Genomic DNA, 23,893 nt, shown 5'->3' with positions numbered 1-23,893 from the left:
CGCTAACGTGCGGAGGGGGTTTCTTGCATCTCTGCCACTTCCTGTTTAAACGGATCGATCCCCCGCTTTATCATGCGTCGGAAACGGATAATATTCAGACCGTTGACGATCAAAAAGCTGCCTTCAATCAGCGTTCCGCCAATCGACCCCAGCCACAGGTTATGCGTCACCCAGCAGGCGGTAGAGCACCACATGACGCAGCGAATGGTCAGCCCTTTACAGCGGAACAGGGCCCAGGTGCTGGCTACGGTGCCCACAACCGGCAACAGCTCCATCGGATGCTGTAGTTTCCCCAGCCCCAACACCAGAGTCAGCACAATAAAAATCGTCATCACCCACAGGCTACGGGTGCGCAATGAAATCAAGGTGCGCACGGCGTTCAGCCCGGCGCTCATGCCCGCCGGTATCGCCCCCATCAGAATAAAGTGCAGACCGATGATCCCGCTGTACAGCGCCAGCTGACGTTTAAAACGACCTTCGTCGCGGTGCACAAAGGTGGTGATACCGATACAAAAGGCGATGACACCGACGCCCTGGGCAACCCAATACGCAGTCATGAAAGATCCTTTTCAGCAAAAAGAAAAAAACGGCGTTCCTGCGAAGGAGCGCCGTTTTCACGTTAACGACAAAGACCGGGGTCCCTCTCGAACCTACAAGGTGACGCCGCTCTTGAAGATCGCCAGCTCGCGGAAATCATTGCGTTCATTGCAGGTCGGTTTGCCATTCACGAACTCAACCAGGGTATCGACAAACTCTTCCAGCAGCTGCGGCATGGCTTTGCCATGAATCAACTGCCCGGCATCGAAGTCGATCCAGTGTTTCTTCTTCGCAGCAAGCTCGCTGTTGGTGGCAATTTTTACCGTCGGTACAAAACCGCCATACGGGGTACCGCGACCGGTGCTGAACAGCACCATATGACAGCCTGCGCCGGCCAGCGCGCTGGTGGCGACCGCATCGTTACCCGGTGCGCTCAGCAGGTTGAGGCCATGCACTTTCAGACGTTCGCCGTAGCGCAGGACGTCCACCACCTGGCTGGAACCCGCTTTCTGGGTGCAGCCTAATGATTTATCTTCCAGCGTGGTGATGCCCCCCGCTTTATTGCCCGGCGATGGGTTCTCGTAGATCGGCTGGTTATGCGCGATGAAGTACTGTTTAAAGTCATTGACCATGGTCACCAGCTTACCGAAGGTCTCTTCGTCGCGGCAGTGGCTCATCAGGAGCTGCTCAGCACCGAACATTTCCGGCACTTCGGTCAGCACGGTGGTGCCGCCGTTGGCGATCAGGTAATCCGAGAAACGGCCCAGCATCGGGTTCGCGGTGATCCCGGACAGGCCGTCGGATCCGCCGCACTCCAGGCCAAACTTCAGTTCGCTCAGCTTACCCGGCTCACGTTTGTCGTGGCGCATCACGTCATACAGCTGATGCAGATGCTCAAGCCCGGCTTCCACTTCGTCGTCCTGCTTCTGGCAGACCATAAAGTGGACACGCTCGGGGTCGAAATCCCCGAGGGTTTCACGGAAGGCATCCACCTGGTTGTTCTCACAGCCCAGGCCAATCACCAGCACCGCCCCGGCATTCGGGTGACGCACCATGTTTTGCAGCATGGTGCGGGTGTTCACGTGGTCATCCCCCAGCTGCGAGCAGCCGTAGGTGTGGCTGAAGAGGAACACGCCATCGGTGCCTTCCGCATCCTGGGTCTCTTTCAGGAAGCGGTTCTGGATCTGACGAGCGATACCGTTAACGCAGCCGACGGTCGGCAGGATCCACAATTCATTGCGCACCCCGACGTCACCATTCGCACGACGATAAAGCTGGACATCACGGTCTTCCGGCTGTGCCGATGGCTCGATCAGTTCCGGCTGATAGCTATACTCGTCAAGGTCGCTCAGGTTGGTCCGCGTGTTATGAGCATGAATATGCTCACCTGGCGCGATATCCGCCAGCGCGTGACCAATGGGCAGACCATACTTAATGACGTTATCTCCCTTCGCAATCGCGCGTAATGCAAACTTATGACCGCGTACAACGTCCTGGCTGAGGGTGACCGTATCACCGTCGATGGTGACCTGAGTCCCCGCAGCCATGTCAGCTAACGCGACAGCAACGTTATCCTGCGAATGGATTTTAATGTATTGCATATCAACCGGCCTCTGGTCTTAGTTCAGTTCAATAGCGAAGTAATCACGCGCATTGTTAAAGCAGATATTTTTCACCATCTCACCCAACAGCTGGATATCCGCTGGCGCTTCGCCGGCTTCAACCCAGCGGCCAATCATCTGGCACAGAATGCGACGGAAATATTCATGACGGGTGTAGGACAGGAAGCTGCGGCTGTCGGTTAACATCCCGACGAAACGGCTCAGCAGGCCGAGCTGTGCCAGCTGGGTCATCTGACGTTCCATCCCGTCTTTCTGATCGTTGAACCACCAGCCGGAGCCGAACTGCATCTTGCCCGGCATCCCTTCGCCCTGGAAGTTGCCGATCATGGTGCCCAGCACTTCGTTATCGCGCGGGTTCAGGCAGTAAAGAATGGTTTTCGGCAGCAGGTTCTCTTCATTCTGCTTGCTCAGCAGCTTCGACAGCTCTTCCGCCATCGGGCGGTCGTTGATGGAGTCAAAGCCCACATCTGGCCCCAGCAGTTTGAACTGACGCAGGTTATTGTTGCGCAGTGCGCCGATATGATACTGCTGCACCCAGCCGCGACGGGCATATTCAGCCCCGAGGAAGACCAGCACCGCCGTTTTAAACTGCGCCACTTCCTGTTCGTTCAGCGCCGCGCCGGAGAGGCGACGGGCCAGAATGCTGTCCAGTTCCGCTTCGCTGGCTTCAGCAAACAGCACCACGTCGAGCGCGTGGTCAGACACTTTACAGCCGTGAGCGGCGAAGTGATCCAGGCGTTTCGTCAGCGCGGACTGCAGATCGGCAAAGCGGCGAATGTCGGTATCAGACACTTCACCCAGCTTCGCCATGTAGTCGTTGAACGTCGCCTGTTCGATGTTGAAGGCTTTATCCGGGCGCCAGCTTGGCAGCACTTTGGTTTTGAAGGTGGTCACTTTGGCCACCGCCGCGTGATGTTCCAGCGAATCGATCGGATCGTCGGTGGTACCGACCATTTTGACGTTCATCTGGGTCATGATCCCGCGGGCAGAGAAGCGGTCCTGAGCCAGCAGGTCGTTGCACTGATCCCAGATAGCCCCCGCAGTTTGCGGCGATAACAGCTGACCGGTAATACCAAACGGACGGCGCAGTTCCAGGTGCGTCCAGTGATACAGCGGGTTGCCGATTGTATGCGGTACGGTGGCGGCCCAGGCGTCAAACTTCTCGCGGTCCGAGGCATCGCCGGTACACAGGCGCTCAGCCACGCCGTTGGTGCGCATCGCGCGCCACTTGTAGTGGTCGCCTTTCAGCCAGATGTCATACAGGTTTTTAAAACGGTAATCGTCGGCAATCTGCTGCGGCGGAAGGTGGCAATGATAGTCGAAAATCGGCTGATCTTTGGCGTAATCATGGTACAGACGACGAGCAAACTCGGTATCAAGCAGAAAATCTTCGGTCATAAACGCTGTCATTTTCATTTCCTCTTCGCTCCCCTTGAGGAGCCGTTCAGATGATTGACTCTATGCTGACAAAGTTATCACACCAATTTCTACAGGCCGAAATCTTTTTCGTGAGTTAGATCAATAAACGCTGACAAAAAAAGTACTCACTCCGGAGTAAACACCGCTGCAAGCCGCGCCAGTACTGGCTTCTTCCGCAGGGAATAATACCCCCATAAACTTTCCCACTTTTGTGACAGCACTCAACTTTTAAAGTTGTATGACAAGTTATCGTTCTGCCGTCGCAACATATAAACCGTTGGAATGATTTCGCGATGATTTATCTCATCGCATTGACCGGTATGGATACCGAATTAAGCAAAACAACTGATGGCAAGGTTCGGGCCATATGGGTTAATCCCCCTGAGCCCTCCGTTTCTCCTTCTCAGCCCCGGTGACAGGGTTTGAAGATGGCCGCACTCGCTGCGGAGATAAAACAAACGATGAGGTTTTACATGCGTAAAATTAAAGGGTTACGTTGGTATATGATTGCACTGGTGACCATGGGCACCGTGCTGGGCTACCTGACGCGTAACACTGTGGCTGCGGCTGCGCCGACTCTGATGGAAGAGTTACACATCTCCACCCAACAGTATTCCTATATCATCGCAGCTTATTCAGCTGCTTATACCGTCATGCAGCCCGTTGCGGGCTACGTTCTTGATGTCCTGGGGACGAAAATCGGTTACGCCTTCTTCGCGATTGCCTGGGCTATTTTCTGTGGCTCCACGGCGCTGGCGGGCAGCTGGGGTGGATTAGCGTTGGCACGTGGCGCCGTCGGTGCGGCAGAAGCCGCGATGATCCCGGCAGGCCTGAAGGCCAGCTCTGAGTGGTTCCCGGCAAAAGAACGTTCTATTGCCGTAGGCTACTTCAACGTCGGCTCCTCTATCGGCGCAATGATTGCTCCGCCGCTGGTGGTCTGGGCTATCGTGATGCACAGCTGGCAGATGGCGTTCATCATTTCCGGCGTCTTAAGCTTTATCTGGGCGATGGCATGGCTGGTATTCTACAAACACCCGCGCGACCAGAAAAAATTAACCACCGAAGAACGTGACTACATTATTGGTGGTCAGGAATCTCAGCATCAGACCAATAACGGCAAGAAAATGTCTCCGTGGCAGATTCTGCGCAACCGCCAGTTCTGGGGCATCGCCCTGCCGCGTTTCCTGGCTGAGCCAGCCTGGGGTACCTTTAACGCCTGGATCCCGCTGTTCATGTTCAAAGTCTACGGCTTTAACCTGAAAGAAATCGCGATGTTCGCCTGGATGCCGATGCTGTTTGCTGACCTGGGTTGTATTATCGGGGGTTACCTGCCGCCGCTGTTCCAGCGCTGGTTTGGTGTGAACCTGATTGTATCCCGTAAAATGGTGGTCACCATGGGCGCCCTGCTGATGATTGGCCCTGGGATGATCGGCCTGTTCACCAGCCCGTTCGTTGCTATCGCCCTGCTGTGCGTCGGTGGCTTCGCTCACCAGGCCCTGTCCGGTGCGCTGATTACGCTCTCTTCCGACGTGTTTGGCCGTAACGAAGTGGCAACCGCCAACGGTCTGACCGGTATGGCGGCATGGATGGCAAGTACCATGTTTGCTCTGGTGGTCGGTGCGCTGGCCGATACCATTGGTTTCAGCCCGCTGTTTGCCGTACTGGCGGTCTTCGACCTGTTGGGCGCCGTCGTCATCTGGACCGTGCTGAAGAACAAACCAGCCGATGACGACTCTCCCTCGCTCAAAACGAGTAAACCGGCGACGCAGAGCTAGTTGTCATACTGATTGAGTTGTTCACCAGGCCGCCTTCTTACAGGCGGCTTTTTCATGTCTTACAGTGGTGAGATGGGCGTAAAAGTGGTATAACAAATCCAATATTGTCGCCATCTTCCGGGAGTGAATATGGAAATCACAGAACCGCGTCGTTTGTATCAGCAGCTTGCCGCTGAGCTCAAGGCGCGTATTGAGCAAGGCGTCTACCTTGTGGGCGATAAACTGCCTGCAGAACGGTTTATCGCCGACGAGAAAAGCGTCAGCCGCACCGTGGTTCGCGAAGCCATTATCATGCTGGAAGTGGAAGGCTATGTTGAAGTCCGTAAAGGCTCAGGCATCCACGTTATCTCCAACCACCCGAAATACCAGCAGGCCATTGATGAGAACCTGGAGTTCGCCAGCTATGGTCCGTTTGAACTGCTGCAGGCGCGTCAGCTGATTGAAAGTAACATCGCTGAGTTCGCCGCCACCCAGGTGACCAAGCAGGACATCATGAAACTGATGGAGATCCAGGAGAAATCGCGCAAAGAGAAGTCGTACCGCGATTCTGAGTGGGATCTGCTGTTTCACGTCCAGGTTGCGCTGGCGACGCAGAATACTGCCCTCGCGGCTATCGTCGAAAAAATGTGGACCCAGCGCGTGCATAACCCGTACTGGAAAAAACTGCATGATCACATTGACCTGCGCACCGTGGATAACTGGTGCGACGATCATGACGAAATCCTCAAGGCCTTGATTCGCAAAGATCCGCACGCGGCAAAACTGGCAATGTGGCAGCATCTGGAAAACACCAAGCTGATGCTGTTCAACGAAACCAGCGATGATTTTGAATTCAACGCCGATCGTTATCTGTTTGCCGATAATCCTGTTGTTCACCTCGATACGGCGACCAACAGCGTAAAATAAGCGATTATCCGCCTGTCGGGCAGGCCGTCTGCGCCTGCCTGTTCCCGCGTTTGGGTAAGCAAACATATATAGTGTCAGCCTGTGTAAAGACACTCGCCACCCGCCATTGCAATCAGCAAAATCAATGCGCAACAAACTGCAATTTTTCTGACGAAAAGTCGGTGCCTTTGTTACAATTAGATGCATTTTGTCGCTCTGAGAGTTAGCTTTTGCTGGCTTCACTTTTGAACAAGGAACCGTTCAGAACGCATGAGCAGCGGCCATAATCTAATAAGAATCCAGGTCGCTACCGCGTTCAGACATATCGTTAACCGATGTACCAGGAATCGTGAATGGAACTATTAACCCAATTGTTGAATGCTCTGTGGAGCCAGGATTACGAAACCCTCGCCAATCCCTCCATGATTGGCATGCTGTATTTTGTCTTATTTATGATTTTGTTCCTTGAGAACGGCCTGCTTCCTGCCGCCTTCTTACCCGGTGACAGCCTGCTGGTGCTGGTCGGCGTGCTGATTGCCAAAGGGGCGATGGGTTTTCCGGAAACGCTGCTTCTCCTGACCACCGCCGCCAGCCTGGGCTGTTGGCTCAGCTATATCCAGGGGCGCTGGCTTGGTAATACGCGAATAGTCCAAAACTGGCTGTCACATTTGCCGTCGCACTACCACCAGCGTGCGCATCACCTGTTCCACAAGCACGGGCTCTCCGCGCTGTTGATTGGCCGCTTTATTGCGTTCGTACGTACGCTGCTACCCACCATCGCCGGGCTGTCCGGTCTGAATAATGCCCGTTTTCAGTTCTTTAACTGGATGAGCGGCCTGCTGTGGGTGCTGATTCTGACCACCCTGGGCTATCTGCTGGGTAAAACGCCGGTCTTCCTGAAGTATGAAGATCAGCTGATGTCCTGCCTGATGCTGCTGCCGGTGGTGCTGCTGGTGTTTGGTCTGGTCGGTTCGTTAGTTGTCCTGTGGAAGAAAAAACACAGTAGTCGGGGATGAAGATGGTCAAAAAAAGCCTCTCTCTGCGCCAGATTGGCTGGATGCTGGGCGGCTCTGTGCTTCTGTGCGCCCTGTTCTGGCTCTGGCTTGCTGTCCAACAGCAGGAATCCACCCTGGCGATCCACCCTGTCACCCAGGGTGTTGGCATGCCGGACGGCTTCTCCGTCTGGCATCATCTCGACGCCAACGGCATTCGCTTTAAAAGCATTACCCCTCAAAAAGACGGGCTGTTGATTAAGTTCGACTCCAGCGAGCAAAGCATCGCGGCAAAAGAAGTGCTGGGCCGCGCCCTGCCGCACGGTTATATTATTGCTTTGCTTGAGGATGAAAATACGCCAACAGCATGGCTCTCTCGCCTGCGCGACGTCCCTCATAGATTCGGATAATTACCAAAATTCTGAATATTTTCACACAGTTTGGTGAAATCTCGTTTTACTTACTATGCTTAAGATTGCGGGAGCCGCCGGGCTGACGTTTATCGACTGGATCGGGCATATCTCCCGGATATGCCCTTACACAATGGAAGGTAGCATTCATGAAATACCACGTCGTTCTGCTGCTGGTGATGGGTTCGCTGAGCGCCAGCGCCTTTGCCAACTCCCCGTGTCAGGAAAAAGAGCAGGATATCAAGCGTGAGATCACCTACGCTGAAAAACACCACAATCAGAACCGCATTGACGGCCTGAACAAAGCGCTTAGTGAAGTCAGAGCACACTGCAATGACGGTCAGCTCAAGGCCGATCATCAGCAAAAAATCGCCAAACAGCGGGAAGAAGTGGCTGAACGCCAGCGCGACCTGCAGGAAGCCCGGCAGAAAGGCGACAAGGATAAAATCAGCAAGCGTCAGAGCAAGCTTGATGAAGCGCAACAAGAGCTGAAAACGCTGGAGTCGCGTGATTACTAATCCGTAATTTCTTACGTATATGGAACCACTCTACAGGAGAGAAAGATGCCTAAAGACAACGTTGCAGACGATCTGCGTGCCGAACTGAAAACGCTGGCGGATACCCTGGAAGAAGTGCTGAACTCCTCAGCGGATAAGTCAAAAGAAGAAGTGGGCAAACTGCGTAGTAAAGCGGAAAGCGCGCTGAAAGAGAGCCGCGTTCGCTTGGGTGAAACCAGCGACGCCATCGTCAGACAAACCCGTGAAACCGCTGCTCGCGCCGACGACTATGTCCGCGAAAATCCGTGGACCGGTGTCGGGATTGGCGCAGCCGTCGGGCTGGTGCTGGGTGTCCTGCTGACGCGTCGTTAATTATGGCGGATACTCAACACACGCAAGGCCCAGGCAAGAGCGTTTTCGGTATTGGTCAGCGGATAGTTAGCCTGCTGGTCGAAATGCTGGAAACACGCCTGCGCCTGGTGGTCGTGGAGCTGGAAGAAGAGAAAGCCAATCTCTTCCAGCTGTTCCTTATGCTGGGACTGACGCTGCTGTTTGCCGCCTTTGGCCTGATGAGCCTGCTGGTGCTGATTATCTGGGCCATCGATCCGCAATACCGGCTGAACGTCATGATTGCCACCACCGCCGTACTGCTGCTCAGCTCGCTGATAGGCGGGATCTGGACGCTACGCAAAGCCCGTCGTTCGACGTTCCTGCGCATGACGCGCAAAGAGCTGGCCGAAGACCGGGCGCTGCTGGAGGACGATCGGTCATGAGCAATAAGCAGGAACGTGAACGGCAAAAAGCGCTGCTGCTGCGCCAGATCCAACAACAACGGCTGGATTTAAGCGCCAGCCGTCGTGACTGGCTTGAGGCCACCGCACCGATCGATCGCGGCTGGCAGACGTTCCAGCATCTTCGCTCATGGGCGATGGTCGGCAGCGGTATCATGGCGGTGTGGTCAGTGCGCCATCCGCGGTTTTTACTGCGCTGGACGAAACGGGGCGTCGGCCTCTGGAGCACCTGGCGTATGGTCAAACGTCTGATGCGCCAGCCATCCACTCACTGATCCCCCCTCAGGCGCACCAGCGCCGCTGTACGGCTGATACACCTCATAATCCCTGACGTTCTTTCTCTGTGCCAGCGGGTAGCCGCTGCGTGCAGATACGTTCATTTGGCCTTCCCCTCACCTCTTACTCAGATTCTTTGATAAAGATCTACAGTTTTCCTTGCTAACAATTACTCCAGTGCCTCGCTAATATTCACTCCATCGACAGCAAGCCCGCGTAACTACGCAGGATTGCACTAAAAAACAAAATCGCCGCCCTTTGGGTTTACTGGAGTAAGAAATGAAAAAATTAGAAGATGTTGGTGTACTGGTAGCGCGTATTCTGATGCCAATCCTGTTCATCACCGCAGGGTGGGGAAAAATTACCGGTTATGCGGGCACGCAACAGTATATGGAAGCCATGGGCGTACCGGGCGCACTGCTGCCGTTAACCATTCTTCTGGAGTTCGGCGGCGGTCTGGCAATCCTGTTCGGTTTCCTGACCCGTACCACCGCGCTGTTCACCGCAGGCTTTACTCTGCTGACCGCGTTCCTGTTCCACAGCAACTTTGCTGAAGGCGTGAACTCGCTGATGTTCATGAAAAACCTGACAATTGCAGGCGGCTTCCTGCTGCTGGCTATCACCGGTCCAGGCGCATTCAGCATCGACCGCGTGCTGAATAAAAAGTGGTAAGCGCACTATACCCTAAATAATTCGAGTTGCTTGTAGGCGGCAAGGCCGTAGGGTGAGCCTCATCATCAATGAGGCTCATAATCCCCAGAAGCTTGCTGAAGTCAGTGACTGGGCACCCAGGCAACTTGCAGGATGAAGGGTATATACTGAGTGAACAATAAAGCGAGGAGACATCTCCTCGCTTTTGCTATCTGAAGTCTGAAGGAGGAGAGAATGGGACAATTAATCGATGGCGTCTGGCAGGATACCTGGTATGACACCGCATCCACCGGCGGACGTTTCAAGCGCTCGGTGTCGGCATTTCGCAACTGGCTGACCGCCGATGGCGCGCCAGGCCTCTCCGGTAGCGGTGGTTTTGCTGCCGAAAAAGACCGCTATCATCTGTACGTTTCCCTTGCCTGTCCGTGGGCGCACCGCACGCTGATCATGCGTAAGCTTAAAGGACTGGACCCGTTTATTTCCGTCTCGGTAGTTCACCCCCTGATGCTGGAAAACGGCTGGACCTTCGCTCACGATTTCCCCGACGCGACCGGCGATTCACTGTATCAACACGACTTTCTCTATCAGCTCTATCTGCACGCCGATCCGCACTATACCGGGCGCGTGACGGTTCCGGTATTGTGGGATAAAAAGCAAAACACCATCGTCAGCAACGAATCGGCGGATATCATCCGTATGTTCAATGGCGCTTTCGACGAGCTGGGGGCCACAGCCGGCGATTACTACCCGCCAGCCCTGCGTGAAACCATCGATGAGCTGAACGGTTGGATCTACGACAACGTCAATAATGGGGTCTACAAAGCCGGATTCGCAACCAGCCAGCAGGCGTACGATGAGGCAGTAACGGCGGTATTTGAGTCACTCGATCGCCTGGAGAAGATCCTTGGCGAGCACCGCTACCTGACCGGTAATCAGCTCACGGAAGCCGATATTCGTCTGTGGACTACCCTCGTGCGTTTCGACCCGGTCTACGTGACCCACTTTAAGTGCGATAAACACCGCATCAGCGATTACCCCAATCTGTATGGTTTCCTGCGCGATATCTACCAGATGCCGGGCATCGCAGAGACGGTGAATTTTGCCCATATCCGCAACCACTACTATCGCAGCCATAAAACGATCAACCCCACCGGAATTATCTCCGTCGGCCCGCCGCAGGATCTCAGCGAACCGCACGGCCGGGATCGGCTCTTCAGCTAAACATTCAGGCGCCCGCTGCGGCGCCTGATATTTCATCTGGTGAATATATTTACCCGCCTTCCATTCACGGCTATTCTTATTTCGATCGCTTAGAAAACAAGTGATTGACCGTTAATCGAGGCGTAAAAATGGACTGGTATTTAAAAGTACTGAAAAACTATATTGGATTTGGTGGCCGCGCTCGGCGCAAAGAGTACTGGATGTTTATTCTGGTCAACATCATTCTGACCGTTGTCCTGGGTATCATCGACAAGATGTTAGGCTGGCAGCGCGCGGGTGGGGAAGGCATCCTGACGACGATTTATGGCGTGCTGGTCTTCCTGCCATGGTGGGCGGTGCAGTTTCGCCGTCTGCACGACACCGATCGCTCAGCGTGGTGGCTATTGCTGATGCTGATCCCGGTCATTGGCTGGCTGGTTATCCTGGTGTTCAACTGCCAGAACGGCACGCCGGGAGCGAACCGTTTCGGGCCGGAACCTAAAACGTCATCCTTATAATGACTGCGCTCCTTCTGCGGCAGGAGCGCACCGTCAACTTACTTCCTGGCAAACAGCTTCGGGATCTCTCGCAGACACCATGATTTCGCTTCGCCCATGCTATCGCGGCGCCACGCCATGATAATGTCGATCTCATTGGTATATTCCGGGCTGACTACCCGTAAGCGCCCTTCGGCAATGTCCTGCTCAACCAGCGGATAGGGCATCGTCGCCACGCCTAAACCCGCCAACAGCGCCTGCCGCTTATCTTCAATGGTACTCACCGTCAGACGCGGCTGTTTATCGAGTAATTGCACCGTCAGCACCGGACGTTCACGGGCGGTATCCGCCACCGCAACGCCGCGATACTTAACCCGCGTGACTTCAGAAAGTGGCTCAGGCTCCTGATGGATCGGGTGATCCGGCGCGGCAACGTAGACGTTCATCACCGAATAGAGCTTGCGGGAGTTAATCTCCGACGAGGAGCGAAAATGCATATCCGGCGCCACGACGATATCCGCCCGCCCCTGCTCCAGCCGCTCCCATGCCCCGGCCAGCACTTCGGTTATCACCGACAGCTGGGTATTGGATTTGGTCGCCAGCTTTTCAATCAGCGGGAAGAAATCCTGCGTCGGGACCAGCGCTTCGGTCACGATGGTCAGATGCGTTTCCCAGCCGCGCGAGAGGGCTTCGGCATCGGTGGTGAGCTTATCTGCCGCTTCCAGCAGCACTCGCCCACGCTCCAGCAACATGCGACCAACGTTAGTGAATTTTGTCCGATGACCTGAGCGGTCAAACAGCACCACATCCAGTTCCTCTTCCAGCTTTTGCATCGTGTAGCTAAGGGCGGAGGGCACCCGACCGAGCTCGTCAGCCGCAGCAGCAAAGCTCCCACGCCTGTCGATAGCGTCCATTACACGTAACGCTTCCAGCGTTAATGCTCTCTCTTTAGCCATAAGACTCTCATTCAGGAAATTTGAACATACCAGGCAGAATATCTGGCTAACAATACAGCGTCCATACCTTTACCATTGATTTAGTGTAAAGAGAGGTCAAGAAAATGATTACTACCCGAACAGCCAAACAATGTGGACAAGCAGATTTCGGCTGGCTGCAGGCCCGCTACACCTTTTCCTTTGGACACTACTTTGACCCTAAACTGTTAGGATACGCCTCCCTGCGCGTGCTCAACCAGGAAGTTCTGGCCCCCGGCGCGTCGTTTCAGCCGCGGACCTACCCGAAAGTCGATATTCTGAACCTGATTCTGGAAGGGGAAGCGGAGTATCGCGACAGTGACGGCAACCATGTGCAGGCAAAGGCCGGTGAAGCGCTGCTGATATCGACGCAGCCAGGGATCAGCTACAGCGAGCATAACCTGAGTAAAGAGGGGTCGCTGACCCGGATGCAGCTCTGGCTGGATGCCTGCCCGCAGCGCGAAAATCCGCTAATACAAAAGCTGGCCATCGCCGATGCCCCGTATCAGCTGCTCGCGTCCCCGGACGGCGCGCAGAACAGTTTGCAGCTTCGTCAGCAGGTGTGGATCCACCAGCTCGATCTTGCCGCCGGCGAACACATCAATGTGCAGTTGCACGGGCCGCGTGCCTATCTGCAATCGATTCATGGCACGGTGCATGCCGTTGCTCGTGAAGAAGAGAAGCAGGCGTTGACCTGTGGAGACGGCGCATTTATTCGTGACGAAGCTAACATTACCCTTGTTGCCGATACGCCTTTACGCGCTTTACTGATAGATTTACCAGTGTAATTACAGGAGTGATGGAGTCTGTCAGTGAGTAAGCATAAGAAGAAAGCCGTAAAAGCCGTACCGTCGTCTCAACCTCTGCAGCAAGACGTACCGAAGGTCGCCAGTTTTGGCTATGACGAGATGCTCAGTGAGCTGGAAGCTATCGTTGCAGAAGCCGCCACGCGGCTTCAGGATGAAGAAAACGCCGCCTGATACACTAGATTCGGCCCCAGAAGGGGCCGATTGTGTCGCCAGGTCTAGCCGTGGGGCTGGATCAGTGGATTCCCCGCCGGACTCATCAAACGCACGTCCATGCGTGGCCCTGGCAACAGGATCTGGTGCTCATCTAACGAGTCTTTAATATTTTCCAGCAAGTCGAAATAGGTATCCCAGTATTCACTGTTTTTCACCCACACGCGCACGGTGAAATTCAGCGTTGACGGTCCAAGCTCAATAAGCCGTACCGTGGTGCCGCGGGATTTATCGATTCGCCGTTCATTATCAATAATATCCTGAATAACCGTTTTCACTTCACTGATACGGCTTTGGTAAGCCACGCCTAATAGCAGATCGATACGCCGCCACGGGTGACGTGAATAGTTGACGATACTGTCGGCAATAATTTTTCCGTTGGGAATCACCACTTCTTTGTTATCTACCGTCAACAAGGTTGTCGAGAAGACATGCACCGTTTGTACGACCCCGGAGACGGCGCCTACTTCAACAAAATTACCGGCACGGAAAGGACGCAGCGTCACCAGCAGCACGCCGGCGGCAAAGTTTGAGAGTGAACCCTGCAGCGCCAGGCCAATCGCTAAGCCAGCGGCACCAATGACGGCGATGATGGATGAGGTTTCAATCCCGACCCGCCCCAGGGCCGCCACGATCGCAAATGCCATGGTGATATAACGAACAATTGCCGCAAAGAAATGCACCACCGTGGCGTCGACATTTCGCCGCACCAGAATTTTTTCAATAGCCTTGGATAATAGTTTCGATATTATCTTCCCGACAAACAGCAGTATTATTGCCGCAGCAATATTCCAGCCGAATTGAAAAATAGTATCGCCATGACCTTTCAACCATTCTATGGCAAATTTTACTTGTGGAAATAAAACAAAATTTTTCATATCATCCACGCTCCTGCCGGGCAGCAAAGAATAAAAATACTATCCATTAACCGGTAATACGGCAGAATTCATCCCAGAAATCATTGCGCACAACGGATAGAACAGACCAACACTTATTCTGACAGTATCGCCGAGAGTTCCGTCAAACACAGCCAAAAAAACGTTTAAATTTATACATTGGCTGGTGCGGGTGAATATTTGGGAAATATAAAAAAAGCAGCCGGAGCGATTTAGTGTGAATGGTTGCATGTGTCCGTTAAAGCAAAAACCCCGCCGAGGCGGGATTTTCTTTGAATGGTGAAACTGACCGTTAAGCCGCTTGCTTTTGGGTATAGCGTCGTGGACAGTCATTCATCTTTCCCGCTGTTCAGAAAGCAAAAACCCCGCCGAGGCGGGGTTTTCTTTGAATGGTGAAGCTGGCCGTTAAGCCGCTTGCTTTTGGGTATAGCGTCGTGGACAGTCATTCATCTGCTTTTATCCACCTGACATCGTTTACCTGACATCAGAAAGCAAAAACCCCGCCGAGGCGGGGTTTTCTTTGAATGGTGAAGCTGACCGTTAAGCCGCTTTCTTTTGGGTATAGCGTCGTGGACAGTCATTCATCTTTCCCGCTGTTCAGAAAGCAAAAACCCCGCCGAAGCGGGGTTTTCTTTGAATGGTGAAGCTGACCGTTAAGCCGCTTGCTTTTGGGTATAGCGTCGTGGACAGTCATTCATCTTTCCCGCTGTTCAGAAAGCAAAAACCCCGCCGAGGCGGGGTTTTCTTTGAATGGTGAAGCTGACCGTTAAGCCGGGTTCTGTCGTGGACAGTCATTCATCTAGGCCAGCAATCGCTCACTGGCTCAAGCAGCCTACCCGGGTTCAGTACGGGCCGTACCTTATGAACCCCTATTTGGCCTTGCTCCGGGTGGAGTTTACCGTGCCGCGAACTGTTACCAGACGCGCGGTGCGCTCTTACCGCACCCTTTCACCCTTACCTGATCCCACTTGCGTGGGCCATCGGCGGTTTGCTCTCTGTTGCACTGGTCGTGGGCTTGCGCCCCCCAGGCGTTACCTGGCACCCTGCCCTATGGAGCCCGGACTTTCCTCCCCTCCGCCTGTCTCCTCCGAAGAGGACGACGACGAAGCGGCGACTGTCTGGTCAGCTTCGGCGCGCAGTATAGAAGGTTTGCACCCGGTTGTCATCCCTCCGTCGCCATCCCCACCTGCAATGTCGCCGCAATATTCCGCGACGCATGGTAAATATTGTCCGACGCACCGCGAAATGCCTCTTCCAGCGTCGTTATACCGGTCAGCACGCTGAACACCGCATCAATACCATGCTGGTGAACGATGCCCACATCGCTGGTCAGGCTGCCAGCAATACCAATCACCGGCTTATGGTATTTTTTCGCGACGCTCGCCACGCCAACCGGCACCTTGCCATTAATACTCTGGCTATCCAGCCGGCCTTCGCCGGTCACCACCAGTGAACAATCGAGGATATGCTCTTCCAGATTCAACGCCTGGGTCACTATCTCGATCCCACTGCGTAATTCGGCATGCAGGAACGCCATCAACGCCGCGCCCATCCCACCGGCGGCCCCGGCGCCCGCCACCTGCTTCACATCCACCTGCAGGTCGGCCTGAATGATCTGCGCGTAATGCGCCAGATTATCGTCCAGCTCGCGGATCATCGCTTCGGTCGCCCCTTTCTGTGGCCCAAATATCCGCGATGCACCGCGCTCACCGATCAGCGGGTTGGTCACATCGCAGGCCACGCGGATCGCGCACTCCTGCAGTCGGGCATCAAGCCCGGAAACGTCGATCGAATTGAGATGGCACAGGCTGCCGCCGCCGTGGCCAATTTCGGCACCTTCGGCATCGCACAGACGCGCGCCCAGCGCCTGCACCATCCCCGCGCCACCGTCATTAGTCGCGCTACCGCCAATGCCAATAATGATATTTTTCGCCCCGTGATCCAGCGCCTGCAAAATCAGCTCACCGGTACCACGTGACGTCGTCAATAACGGATTGCGCTGCGCCGGTGGCACCAGCGCCAGGCCACTGGCCGCCGCCATTTCAATAAACGCCGTGTTACCGTCGCCGGAAAGCCCCCAGCAGGCATCAACAGGAACCCCTAATGGCCCCGTCACACAGGCGCTCATCTCGGTTCCCTGGGTCGCGGCGATCATCGCTTCAACGGTACCCTCGCCGCCGTCGGCAAGAGGAACCTTCACGTACTGCGCATCGGGGAAAATTTCCCGAAAACCTTTTTCAATAGCCTGTGCAACCTCAGTCGCCGAGAGGCTTTCTTTATAAGAGTCTGGGGCGATTACGATTTTCATAGTTATGTAGCCTGACAGTGCCGCGCAAGGCAAGAATTACAGGGCGCGCGCCCGCGCCCTTCTTGTTAGCGAGTGACTTCCACTTTCGCCAGTTTTTCGTAGTAGCACGCAAGTGCGCTATGGTCGGCGGTACCCAGACCGTCGGCACGCAGCGCCTGCATCATCTCCATCACCGCCGCGGTCAGCGGCAGCTGTGCGCCCACCCCATGGGAGGTATCCAGCGCATTCGCCAGATCTTTGATATGCAGATCGATACGGAAACCCGGTTTGAAGTTGCGATCCATCACCATCGGCGCTTTGGCATCCAGCACGGTGCTGCCGGCCAGGCCGCCGCGAATGGCCTGATACACCAGGTCCGGGTTAACGCCGGCTTTCGTCGCCAGGGTCAGTGCTTCAGACATCGCGGCAATGTTCAGCGCCACAATCACCTGATTGGCCAGCTTGGTCACGTTGCCCGCGCCAATATCGCCGGTGTGCACCACGGAGCCCGCCATGGCTTTCAGCAGGTCGTAATACTTGTCAAAAATCGCTTTATCGCCGCCCACCATCACTGACAAGGTGCCGTCGATGGCCTTCGGTTCACCGCCGCTGACCGGCGCATCGAGCATATCCACGCCTTTGGCCTTCAGGGCATCGCTGATTTCGCGACTTGCCAGCGGAGCAATTGAGCTCATGTCGATCAGCACCGTACCCGGCTTCGCGCCTTCGATAATGCCGCCTTCACCCAGCGCCACCTCTTTGACGTGCGGTGAGTTCGGCAGCATGGTGATGATCACGTCACACTGTTCAGCAATCGCCTTCGCCGAGGTGGCGGTTTCAGCACCTGCAGCAATCACGTCGGCAATCGCTTCCATATTGCGGTCGGTAACCACCAACGAGTAACCCGCCTTCAGGAGGTTTTTACTCATTGGTTTACCCATGATGCCCAGGCCAATAAAACCAACTTTCATTGTCATAACGTTATCTCTCTCGTATCGATGGTGATTATTTTTTAAAGGAATCAGCTAATTTCTGCGTCGCCGAGCGGAATACGCCAAGGTCGCTGCCGACGGCCACAAATGTTGCGCCCCACTCCAGATAACGGCGTGCATCCGCCTCTACCGGTGCCAGAATCCCGCCAGGCTTACCGTGCTTTTTCGCACTGGCGAAGATGTGCTGGATAGCTTTCTGCACTTCCGGATGCGACGCGTTGCCCAGATGACCTAAGGCAGCAGCCAGATCGCTTGGGCCGACAAAAATACCGTCGACGCCGTCGGTGGCGGCAATCGCATCCACGTTATCCACCCCTTGCTGGCTCTCGATTTGCACCAGGATGGTGATGTTTTTGTTCGATTGCGCGAAGTAATCCGGCACGGTGCCAAACATATTGGCGCGGTGCGACACGGACACGCCGCGGATGCCTTCTGGCGGATAGCGGGTGGAAGCCACCGCATTGACCGCCTCTTCTTTGCTCTCAACGAACGGGATCAGGAAGTTATAGAAACCGATATCCAGCAGGCGCTTAATATTGACCGGCTCGTTGGTCGGTACACGCACCACTGGCGCGCTGGTGCTGCCTTTCAGCGCCATCAGCTGAGGGATAAAGGTTGAGATGTCGTTCGGCGCATGTTCACCGTCCAGCACCAGCCAATCGAAACCGGCCAGGCCTAACACTTCGGTGCTAATCGGGCTGGTCAGCGCCGACCAGCAGCCAATCTGAATCTGATGTGCCGCCAGAGCAGCCTTAAATTTGTTCGGGAAGATATCGTTGTTCATCGCTTATACCTTGTCACTTAACCGTTAATTATTTCTGCAGTTCCATACGCTTGATGTCGCCGACAATAAACAGATAGCAAACCATCGCCATCAGAGCCGAACAGCCGACGAAGACCAGCGCAGCGTTGAATGAGTGCAGCTCGCTCACCAGGTAACCGATAACCAGCGGGGTCACAATGGAGGCAACGTTGCCGAAGACGTTGAAGACCCCACCGCACAGACCGACGATCTCTTTTGGCGCGGTATCCGAAATCACCGGCCAGCCGAGTGCGCCAAACCCTTTACCAAAGAACGCCAGCGCCATTAACGTCACGACCAGCGCGGTGTTATCGGTGTAGTTACACAGAATAATGGTTGAGGCCAGCAGCATGCCGAGAACAATCGGCAATTTACGCGCCACGGTGAGAGAAAAACCGCGTTTAATCAAAGCGTCAGAGAACACGCCACCCAGTACGCCCCCGGCAAAACCACACAGCGCCGGGATTGAGGCCACCAGGCCCACTTTCAGAATCGACATCCCTTTTTCCTGCACCAGGTAAATCGGGAACCAGGTGAGGAAGAACCAAGTGATGGTGTTGATAAAATATTGGCCGAAGAACACGCCCAGCATCATGCGGTTGCTCAACAGCTGCTTGATATAGTGAAGTTTAGGACCGCTGGCCGCCGCGCTGCCCGGCTTTTTATGGTCCATATCGACCACTGCGCCGTTGTCGGAGATGAACTTCAGCTCTTCTTTACTCATACGCGGGTGGTCGGTCGGATTATGGATCAGCTTGACCCACAGACCGGTCAGTACGAAGCCGATAGCGCCCATCACGGTAAAGACATGCTCCCAGCCCCAGGCAAACGTCAGCCAGCCCAGCAGCGGTGAGAACAGCGCGAGGGAAAAGTACTGCGCGGAGTTAAAGATAGCCGAAGCGGTGCCGCGTTCTTTGGTCGGGAACCAGGCCGCTACGATACGGGCGTTTGCCGGGAAGGAAGGCGCTTCCGAGAAGCCCAGCATAAAACGCATGATAAACATGGAGATACCCGCCCAGGCCAGCGGGAACATATCCACAAAGCCCTGCAGGAAGGTGAACAGTGACCAGAAGAACAGGCTGTAGGTGTAGACTTTCTTCGAGCCGAATTTATCCAGCAGCCAGCCACCGGGGATCTGCATCAGCAGGTAGGCCCAGCCAAAAGCGGAGAAAATATAGCCCATTGAGACGGCGCTGAGCTGCAGCTCTTTCGCCACTTCCGTCCCGGCAATAGATAATGTTGCACGGTCGGCATAGTTAACGGCGGTAACAATAAATATAATAAGTAGAATTAAATACCGGGTTGGTATACCTTTTCTTTGTTCTATCGTTGCATCCAGACTCATTTAATATTCCTCAGGTACAGCACACCTACCATTATTTATTTTTGGTGTGGTTTTTTAATTATTCAGAAATCGATATTAAACTTCCTCGATTTACTCATCCGGTGCATTGCAAGCATGATTCAGTATAATCAGCCGGTGCTCATTGAACACTGTGCATATAACCCATAAACAACGATAAAAACCAGTTATTACTGTGCAAGTGCAATAACAAATGGGCGCTGATGCACAGTTCCGGCGTTTTCCCTTGTTGTCGGGTTGGCTCTCGCCACAATGAGTGATTTAGATCACATTTTAAATCCTGAACACCTGACATTCTTTATTTAACAAATCACAGTGGCACCCTTTGAATAACCGCTCTATTTAATTATTCGCACCTTGCTGGAGAATACTGGACAATGGCTGACATTGAAATTAGACAAGAATCGCCGACGGCGTTTTATATAAAAGTACACGATACCGATAATGTGGCGATTATTGTTAACGATCGAGGTTTAACGGCCGGAACGCGTTTCCCTGATGGGCTGACGTTGATCGAGCATATCCCGCAAGGTCACAAAGTGGCGCTGGTCGATATTCCCGCACACGGCGAAATCATCCGCTACGGCGAGGTGATCGGTTACGCCGTACGCGATATCGCACGCGGCAGCTGGATTGACGAATCCATGGTTGAGCTCCCGAGCGCGCCGCCATTAAACACGCTACCACTGGCAACAAGAGTGCCGGAGCCCCTTCCGCCGCTTACCGGCTACACCTTCGAGGGGTACCGCAATGCGGATGGCAGCGTCGGCACCAAGAACCTGCTGGGGATCACCACCAGCGTTCACTGCGTAGCTGGGGTTGTGGATTATGTCGTGAAAATTATTGAACGTGATCTGCTGCCAAAATATCCGAATGTCGATGGCGTGGTTGGCCTTAACCACCTGTATGGCTGCGGCGTCGCGATTAACGCCCCCGCCGCGGTGATCCCTATCCGCACCATCCATAATATTTCGCTGAACCCGAACTTTGGCGGCGAAGTGATGGTGGTGGGTCTGGGCTGTGAAAAACTCCAGCCAGAACGTCTGCTGCAAGGAACCGAGGATGTTCAACCGATTGCCGTCGACAGCGCCAGCATCGTGCGCTTACAGGACGAGCATCACGTCGGTTTTGAATCGATGGTGGAAGATATCCTGCAGGTCGCCGAGCGTCATCTGGCGAAACTGAACGCCCGTCAGCGCGAAACCTGTCCGGCTTCTGAACTGGTGGTCGGCATGCAGTGTGGCGGCAGCGATGCCTTCTCCGGCGTGACCGCCAACCCGGCCGTAGGCTATGCCTCCGATCTGTTGGTTCGCTGCGGCGCAACCGTCATGTTCTCTGAAGTCACCGAAGTTCGCGACGCCATTCATCTGCTGACGCCGAGGGCGATCAACGAAGAGGTCGGCAAGCGTCTGCTCGAAGAGATGGCCTGGTACGATAACTACCTCGACCAGGGGAAAACCGACCGCAGCGCCAACCCTTCTCCGGGCAATAAAAAAGGCGGTCTGGCGAACGTGGTGGAAAAAGCGCTGGGCTCTATCGCCAAATCGGGTAAAAGCGCGATTGCGGAAGTGTTGTCTCCGGGCCAGCGCCCGACGAAACGCGGCCTGATCTTCGCCGCCACCCCGGCCAGCGATTTTGTCTGCGGCACCCAGCAGGTGGCCTCGGGAATTACCGTGCAGGTGTTTACCACCGGGCGCGGCACACCATACGGTCTGGTGGCGGTACCGGTCATTAAGATGGCGACCCGCACCGAGCTGGCAAACCGCTGGTATGACTTAATGGACATCAACGCCGGGACCATCGCCACCGGCGAAGAGACCATCGAAGATGTCGGCCTGAAGCTGTTTGAGTTTATTCTTGATGTGGCGAGCGGTCGCAAGAAGACCTTCTCTGACCGCTGGGGCCTGCATAATCAGCTGGCGGTGTTTAACCCGGCGCCGGTGACCTGATTAACTGAAAGCCTCTCTCCCGCTCGAAGCATGTCGAGCGGGATCCCCCATCTTATTGATGGTCGTTGAGAAAGGCCTCTATCTGCATCTTTGTTGAAGTCCCTTCCATTGGCCCGCGTTGGGCTATCGCCAGAGAACCGCTGGCGTTGGCCCACCTCAGCGCCTCCTGCGGCGATGCACCTGACAGGAACAGGCTGACGAAAGTCGCTCCAAAGCAGTCGCCCGCTCCCGTTGGATCCACTACCGGAACATTAAATCCGGCAACATGATGCGTTTCCTCAGCGCTGAAATAGCTCGCGCCACGCGGGCCGCGTTTAATCACCACATGCTTTACGCCGCGCTTTTGCAGTTTATCCACCAGCACCTGTTCATCCCGTCCTGGATTGAGACCAAAGTAATCCAGTTCGCCGTCGCTTGGCAGAAAGATATCTGTGTAATCAAGAATATATTCAAAGGCTTGCGACATTTCAGGAATGTTGAGCATCTCTTTACGGATATTCGGATCGAACGACACCGTCCCGTTGCGCGCTTTGATATTTTCTATCGCTTTGCGCATCGCATCGATCATGCGAAACGAAAACAGTGATGAACCCATAATATGAAAATGGTTGCACTGGTTAAGCAGGTGGTCATCAATATGGTCGGCGGTTAACAAGCCACAGGCGCTGTTCGGCAGATTAAAAATAAAATCGCGCTGCGCCTGGCTCCGATAGCTGACAAAAGCGCTGCCGGTCGTTGCTTTTTGCAGTATGGCGATACCGTTGACGTTAACGCCATCAGCATCCAGCCGCGCGATATTCATTTCACCAAATGCATCATTACCCACGCAGCTAAAAAGAACTGAACCAAAACCCAGCCTGGCTACCTGGTCGGCAAAAATTGCCGGCGCACCGCTGGGATATGGCCCCCAAAACTCTCCCGGGCGAGAAAACCCCTGGTTCTCTTCTTTCGCCAGAAACTCCACCAGCAGTTCGCCGATGGTGCAAATGGTCACGTTCATCACCACTCCTTCACTTTGCCTTTTGCAAAGCAGGGTTGAGCCATGTCAGGCACTCATTATTGGTATAGCTGTTAGTCAGTCCGGCCGCGAGAAGACGGGAATGATATTCCGCCGCCACCACCTGTGGCGTCACGATGCCGCTCATCTGCCGTAATTCACCAATCGCGTAACGCTTGTCACCATAAACCGGACGGTTCGCCACCACCGCAATAACCCGCTCACTTTGAGTCACCGCTTCACTCAGCAGACGGGCGCTGGCCTCTTGTCTGACGCTTAAGGTGCCATCGTCGGCAATATGGTCGACGGCAATCAACGCGCGTGAAGGGCGATAATGGCCCAGCGCACTCAACGCCAGCTCGCCTTCAACTATTTTGCCGGTATTCCCCAGCACGCCGCCAAGCAGCACGGTTTCACCATTCAGAAACTCCTGTGCCAGTGGCACATGCGCCAGATCGTTTAATAGCAGGCAGAGTTCGTCATAACCTGCAAGGAAGGGGATCACTTTGCGTAAGATAGATCCCTGCCCCAGAAACAGCGTCTCGCTATCTTCGATTTGCGCGGCAATCTGGCGAGCCATTTCAGTTTCCAGCGCCTTATCGGTTATCACTGAGGTTTCCGGAGTCCGGGCGACCGGAGCTCCTGCCTGAGACGTATATATTGCGCCGCCAAAAGAACGTTTCAGGTAACCCTGCTGTTCGAGGTAATTCAGATCGTTACGAATCGTCACCCCGGAGACAGCCAGCATTTCAGCCAGATCATCGACCTTAATCTCTCCGTTTTTGCGCACGATCTCCGCGATGTCTAAACGCCTTTTCAGCAGGCTGGTTGACGGTTTTGCCACAGTGTTGCGCCTTCTTAATGATCTCCAGGATTAACTTTCATTTTTAAATTTCCCCATCACATTGTCAAACGCCACGCTGCCATAAGGCACTACATTGAAAATTAAAACCATTAAATTCAACTAATTAAAAACAACCAGCCCGTTCAAGATACTTTTAAAAAAGAAAACAAACAAGAGCTTATAACTTTCATTTTTAAACAAATATGATTGTTGTGTGC

General features: G+C 54.5%; 25 protein-coding genes and 1 other RNA gene. 14 read left to right on the top strand and 12 right to left on the bottom strand.

Annotation, left to right across the window (positions count from 1 at the left end; genetic code table 11):
- Nucleotides 1–2: 2 nt before the first annotated feature.
- The 3 genes from HF679_RS21610 to uxaC all read right to left on the bottom strand — a co-directional run bounded on the left by HF679_RS21610 (nucleotide 3) and on the right by uxaC (nucleotide 3,569).
- The gene (locus HF679_RS21610; protein WP_123756383.1) at nucleotides 3–557 is read right to left on the bottom strand and encodes a YgjV family protein; all 555 of its coding nucleotides are present in this window, start codon (nucleotides 555–557) and stop codon (nucleotides 3–5) included.
- Between the two features lie 93 nt (nucleotides 558–650).
- A complete protein-coding gene (locus tag HF679_RS21605) occupies nucleotides 651–2,138 on the bottom strand; it encodes a UxaA family hydrolase (RefSeq protein ID WP_123756382.1) in 1,488 nt (495 codons plus the stop codon).
- 18 nt (nucleotides 2,139–2,156) lie between these two features.
- On the bottom strand, nucleotides 2,157–3,569 hold the full coding sequence (uxaC, locus tag HF679_RS21600) for a glucuronate isomerase (RefSeq protein WP_123756381.1): 1,413 nt from the start codon (nucleotides 3,567–3,569) through the stop codon (nucleotides 2,157–2,159).
- A gap of 482 nt (nucleotides 3,570–4,051) precedes the next feature.
- Between uxaC and HF679_RS21595 the strand changes: the two genes are divergently transcribed.
- The 11 genes from HF679_RS21595 to HF679_RS21545 all read left to right on the top strand — a co-directional run bounded on the left by HF679_RS21595 (nucleotide 4,052) and on the right by HF679_RS21545 (nucleotide 11,573).
- Nucleotides 4,052–5,353, top strand: coding sequence for an MFS transporter (locus HF679_RS21595; protein ID WP_123756380.1), 1,302 nt, complete (start codon nucleotides 4,052–4,054; stop codon nucleotides 5,351–5,353).
- 129 nt (nucleotides 5,354–5,482) lie between these two features.
- On the top strand, nucleotides 5,483–6,259 hold the full coding sequence (gene exuR / locus HF679_RS21590; protein ID WP_123756379.1) for a transcriptional regulator ExuR: 777 nt from the start codon (nucleotides 5,483–5,485) through the stop codon (nucleotides 6,257–6,259).
- 332 nt (nucleotides 6,260–6,591) lie between these two features.
- Nucleotides 6,592–7,254, top strand: coding sequence for a DedA family general envelope maintenance protein YqjA (gene yqjA / locus HF679_RS21585; RefSeq protein ID WP_123756378.1), 663 nt, complete (start codon nucleotides 6,592–6,594; stop codon nucleotides 7,252–7,254).
- A 2-nt stretch (nucleotides 7,255–7,256) separates the two neighbouring features.
- Nucleotides 7,257–7,640: an EnvZ/OmpR regulon moderator MzrA gene (gene mzrA / locus HF679_RS21580; protein ID WP_123756929.1), complete on the top strand. Its 384-nt coding sequence runs from the start codon at nucleotides 7,257–7,259 to the stop codon at nucleotides 7,638–7,640.
- A gap of 149 nt (nucleotides 7,641–7,789) precedes the next feature.
- Nucleotides 7,790–8,158 carry a DUF1090 domain-containing protein gene (locus tag HF679_RS21575; RefSeq protein ID WP_123756377.1) on the top strand — a complete coding sequence of 123 codons (369 nt, stop codon included), beginning with the start codon at nucleotides 7,790–7,792 and terminating at the stop codon, nucleotides 8,156–8,158.
- Nucleotides 8,159–8,203: 45 nt separating this feature from the next.
- Nucleotides 8,204–8,509, top strand: a complete 306-nt coding sequence (locus tag HF679_RS21570; protein WP_123756376.1) for a YqjD family protein — start codon at nucleotides 8,204–8,206, stop codon at nucleotides 8,507–8,509.
- A gap of 2 nt (nucleotides 8,510–8,511) precedes the next feature.
- The gene (locus HF679_RS21565) at nucleotides 8,512–8,910 is read left to right on the top strand and encodes a phage holin family protein (RefSeq protein WP_123756375.1); all 399 of its coding nucleotides are present in this window, start codon (nucleotides 8,512–8,514) and stop codon (nucleotides 8,908–8,910) included.
- The gene (locus tag HF679_RS21560; RefSeq protein WP_123756374.1) at nucleotides 8,907–9,203 is read left to right on the top strand and encodes a YqjK-like family protein; all 297 of its coding nucleotides are present in this window, start codon (nucleotides 8,907–8,909) and stop codon (nucleotides 9,201–9,203) included. The genes HF679_RS21565 and HF679_RS21560 overlap by 4 nt, the downstream gene beginning before the upstream one ends.
- Before the next feature lie 280 nt (nucleotides 9,204–9,483).
- Nucleotides 9,484–9,876, top strand: a complete 393-nt coding sequence (locus HF679_RS21555) for a DoxX family protein (RefSeq protein ID WP_004867955.1) — start codon at nucleotides 9,484–9,486, stop codon at nucleotides 9,874–9,876.
- Between the two features lie 213 nt (nucleotides 9,877–10,089).
- Entirely contained in the window at nucleotides 10,090–11,076 is a 987-nt protein-coding gene (locus HF679_RS21550) for a glutathione S-transferase family protein (RefSeq protein ID WP_123756373.1), read from the top strand.
- Nucleotides 11,077–11,204: 128 nt separating this feature from the next.
- Nucleotides 11,205–11,573 (top strand): DUF805 domain-containing protein, encoded by a 369-nt coding sequence (locus tag HF679_RS21545; RefSeq protein ID WP_123756372.1) that lies wholly within the window; start codon nucleotides 11,205–11,207, stop codon nucleotides 11,571–11,573.
- A 38-nt stretch (nucleotides 11,574–11,611) separates the two neighbouring features.
- Here the strand turns inward: HF679_RS21545 and HF679_RS21540 are convergent, their stop codons facing one another.
- On the bottom strand, nucleotides 11,612–12,508 hold the full coding sequence (locus tag HF679_RS21540; RefSeq protein ID WP_123756371.1) for a LysR family transcriptional regulator: 897 nt from the start codon (nucleotides 12,506–12,508) through the stop codon (nucleotides 11,612–11,614).
- 104 nt (nucleotides 12,509–12,612) lie between these two features.
- Here HF679_RS21540 and HF679_RS21535 point away from each other — a divergent pair, with 104 nt between their 5' ends.
- On the top strand, nucleotides 12,613–13,314 hold the full coding sequence (locus HF679_RS21535) for a pirin family protein (protein ID WP_123756370.1): 702 nt from the start codon (nucleotides 12,613–12,615) through the stop codon (nucleotides 13,312–13,314).
- Between the two features lie 24 nt (nucleotides 13,315–13,338).
- Entirely contained in the window at nucleotides 13,339–13,506 is a 168-nt protein-coding gene (locus tag HF679_RS21530) for a hypothetical protein (protein WP_158613270.1), read from the top strand.
- Between the two features lie 44 nt (nucleotides 13,507–13,550).
- On the opposite strand, the gene mscS is transcribed toward HF679_RS21530, so the two are convergent.
- The 6 genes from mscS to garP form a co-directional block, all read right to left on the bottom strand.
- Complete coding sequence (mscS, locus tag HF679_RS21525; protein ID WP_123756369.1) at nucleotides 13,551–14,423, bottom strand: small-conductance mechanosensitive channel MscS; 873 nt, start codon at nucleotides 14,421–14,423, stop codon at nucleotides 13,551–13,553.
- A 769-nt stretch (nucleotides 14,424–15,192) separates the two neighbouring features.
- Nucleotides 15,193–15,571, bottom strand: an RNA gene (rnpB, locus tag HF679_RS21520) — RNase P RNA component class A.
- A 32-nt stretch (nucleotides 15,572–15,603) separates the two neighbouring features.
- Nucleotides 15,604–16,749, bottom strand: coding sequence for a glycerate 2-kinase (gene garK, locus HF679_RS21515; protein WP_123756368.1), 1,146 nt, complete (start codon nucleotides 16,747–16,749; stop codon nucleotides 15,604–15,606).
- Between the two features lie 65 nt (nucleotides 16,750–16,814).
- Entirely contained in the window at nucleotides 16,815–17,750 is a 936-nt protein-coding gene (gene garR, locus HF679_RS21510) for a 2-hydroxy-3-oxopropionate reductase (RefSeq protein ID WP_227540140.1), read from the bottom strand.
- On the bottom strand, nucleotides 17,734–18,504 hold the full coding sequence (gene garL / locus HF679_RS21505; protein WP_123756366.1) for a 2-dehydro-3-deoxyglucarate aldolase: 771 nt from the start codon (nucleotides 18,502–18,504) through the stop codon (nucleotides 17,734–17,736). The genes garR and garL overlap by 17 nt, the downstream gene beginning before the upstream one ends.
- Before the next feature lie 28 nt (nucleotides 18,505–18,532).
- The gene (gene garP / locus HF679_RS21500) at nucleotides 18,533–19,867 is read right to left on the bottom strand and encodes a galactarate/glucarate/glycerate transporter GarP (RefSeq protein ID WP_123756365.1); all 1,335 of its coding nucleotides are present in this window, start codon (nucleotides 19,865–19,867) and stop codon (nucleotides 18,533–18,535) included.
- A 395-nt stretch (nucleotides 19,868–20,262) separates the two neighbouring features.
- On the opposite strand from garP, the gene garD reads away from it, so the two are divergent.
- A complete protein-coding gene (garD, locus tag HF679_RS21495; RefSeq protein WP_123756364.1) occupies nucleotides 20,263–21,834 on the top strand; it encodes a galactarate dehydratase in 1,572 nt (523 codons plus the stop codon).
- Nucleotides 21,835–21,886: 52 nt separating this feature from the next.
- Here the strand turns inward: garD and HF679_RS21490 are convergent, their stop codons facing one another.
- Nucleotides 21,887–22,834: a sugar kinase gene (locus tag HF679_RS21490; protein WP_123756363.1), complete on the bottom strand. Its 948-nt coding sequence runs from the start codon at nucleotides 22,832–22,834 to the stop codon at nucleotides 21,887–21,889.
- Nucleotides 22,835–22,844: 10 nt separating this feature from the next.
- On the bottom strand, nucleotides 22,845–23,675 hold the full coding sequence (locus HF679_RS21485) for a DeoR/GlpR family DNA-binding transcription regulator (RefSeq protein ID WP_123756362.1): 831 nt from the start codon (nucleotides 23,673–23,675) through the stop codon (nucleotides 22,845–22,847).
- Nucleotides 23,676–23,893 lie beyond the last annotated feature (218 nt).

Source organism: Enterobacter sp. JUb54 (assembly GCF_014298075.1).
GTDB classification, from domain to species: domain Bacteria; phylum Pseudomonadota; class Gammaproteobacteria; order Enterobacterales; family Enterobacteriaceae; genus Klebsiella; species Klebsiella lignicola.
This window is presented reverse-complemented; position numbering and strand designations above follow the sequence as displayed.

Coding starts and splice junctions, on each gene's coding strand:
- HF679_RS21610 (WP_123756383.1), bottom strand. CDS start 557: ATGACTGCGTATTGGGTTGCCCAGGGCGTCGGTGTCATCGCCTTTTGT.
- HF679_RS21605 (WP_123756382.1), bottom strand. CDS start 2,138: ATGCAATACATTAAAATCCATTCGCAGGATAACGTTGCTGTCGCGTTA.
- uxaC (WP_123756381.1), bottom strand. CDS start 3,569: ATGACAGCGTTTATGACCGAAGATTTTCTGCTTGATACCGAGTTTGCT.
- HF679_RS21595 (WP_123756380.1), top strand. CDS start 4,052: ATGCGTAAAATTAAAGGGTTACGTTGGTATATGATTGCACTGGTGACC.
- exuR (WP_123756379.1), top strand. CDS start 5,483: ATGGAAATCACAGAACCGCGTCGTTTGTATCAGCAGCTTGCCGCTGAG.
- yqjA (WP_123756378.1), top strand. CDS start 6,592: ATGGAACTATTAACCCAATTGTTGAATGCTCTGTGGAGCCAGGATTAC.
- mzrA (WP_123756929.1), top strand. CDS start 7,257: ATGGTCAAAAAAAGCCTCTCTCTGCGCCAGATTGGCTGGATGCTGGGC.
- HF679_RS21575 (WP_123756377.1), top strand. CDS start 7,790: ATGAAATACCACGTCGTTCTGCTGCTGGTGATGGGTTCGCTGAGCGCC.
- HF679_RS21570 (WP_123756376.1), top strand. CDS start 8,204: ATGCCTAAAGACAACGTTGCAGACGATCTGCGTGCCGAACTGAAAACG.
- HF679_RS21565 (WP_123756375.1), top strand. CDS start 8,512: ATGGCGGATACTCAACACACGCAAGGCCCAGGCAAGAGCGTTTTCGGT.
- HF679_RS21560 (WP_123756374.1), top strand. CDS start 8,907: ATGAGCAATAAGCAGGAACGTGAACGGCAAAAAGCGCTGCTGCTGCGC.
- HF679_RS21555 (WP_004867955.1), top strand. CDS start 9,484: ATGAAAAAATTAGAAGATGTTGGTGTACTGGTAGCGCGTATTCTGATG.
- HF679_RS21550 (WP_123756373.1), top strand. CDS start 10,090: ATGGGACAATTAATCGATGGCGTCTGGCAGGATACCTGGTATGACACC.
- HF679_RS21545 (WP_123756372.1), top strand. CDS start 11,205: ATGGACTGGTATTTAAAAGTACTGAAAAACTATATTGGATTTGGTGGC.
- HF679_RS21540 (WP_123756371.1), bottom strand. CDS start 12,508: ATGGCTAAAGAGAGAGCATTAACGCTGGAAGCGTTACGTGTAATGGAC.
- HF679_RS21535 (WP_123756370.1), top strand. CDS start 12,613: ATGATTACTACCCGAACAGCCAAACAATGTGGACAAGCAGATTTCGGC.
- mscS (WP_123756369.1), bottom strand. CDS start 14,423: ATGAAAAATTTTGTTTTATTTCCACAAGTAAAATTTGCCATAGAATGG.
- garK (WP_123756368.1), bottom strand. CDS start 16,749: ATGAAAATCGTAATCGCCCCAGACTCTTATAAAGAAAGCCTCTCGGCG.
- garL (WP_123756366.1), bottom strand. CDS start 18,504: ATGAACAACGATATCTTCCCGAACAAATTTAAGGCTGCTCTGGCGGCA.
- garP (WP_123756365.1), bottom strand. CDS start 19,867: ATGAGTCTGGATGCAACGATAGAACAAAGAAAAGGTATACCAACCCGG.
- garD (WP_123756364.1), top strand. CDS start 20,263: ATGGCTGACATTGAAATTAGACAAGAATCGCCGACGGCGTTTTATATA.
- HF679_RS21490 (WP_123756363.1), bottom strand. CDS start 22,834: ATGAACGTGACCATTTGCACCATCGGCGAACTGCTGGTGGAGTTTCTG.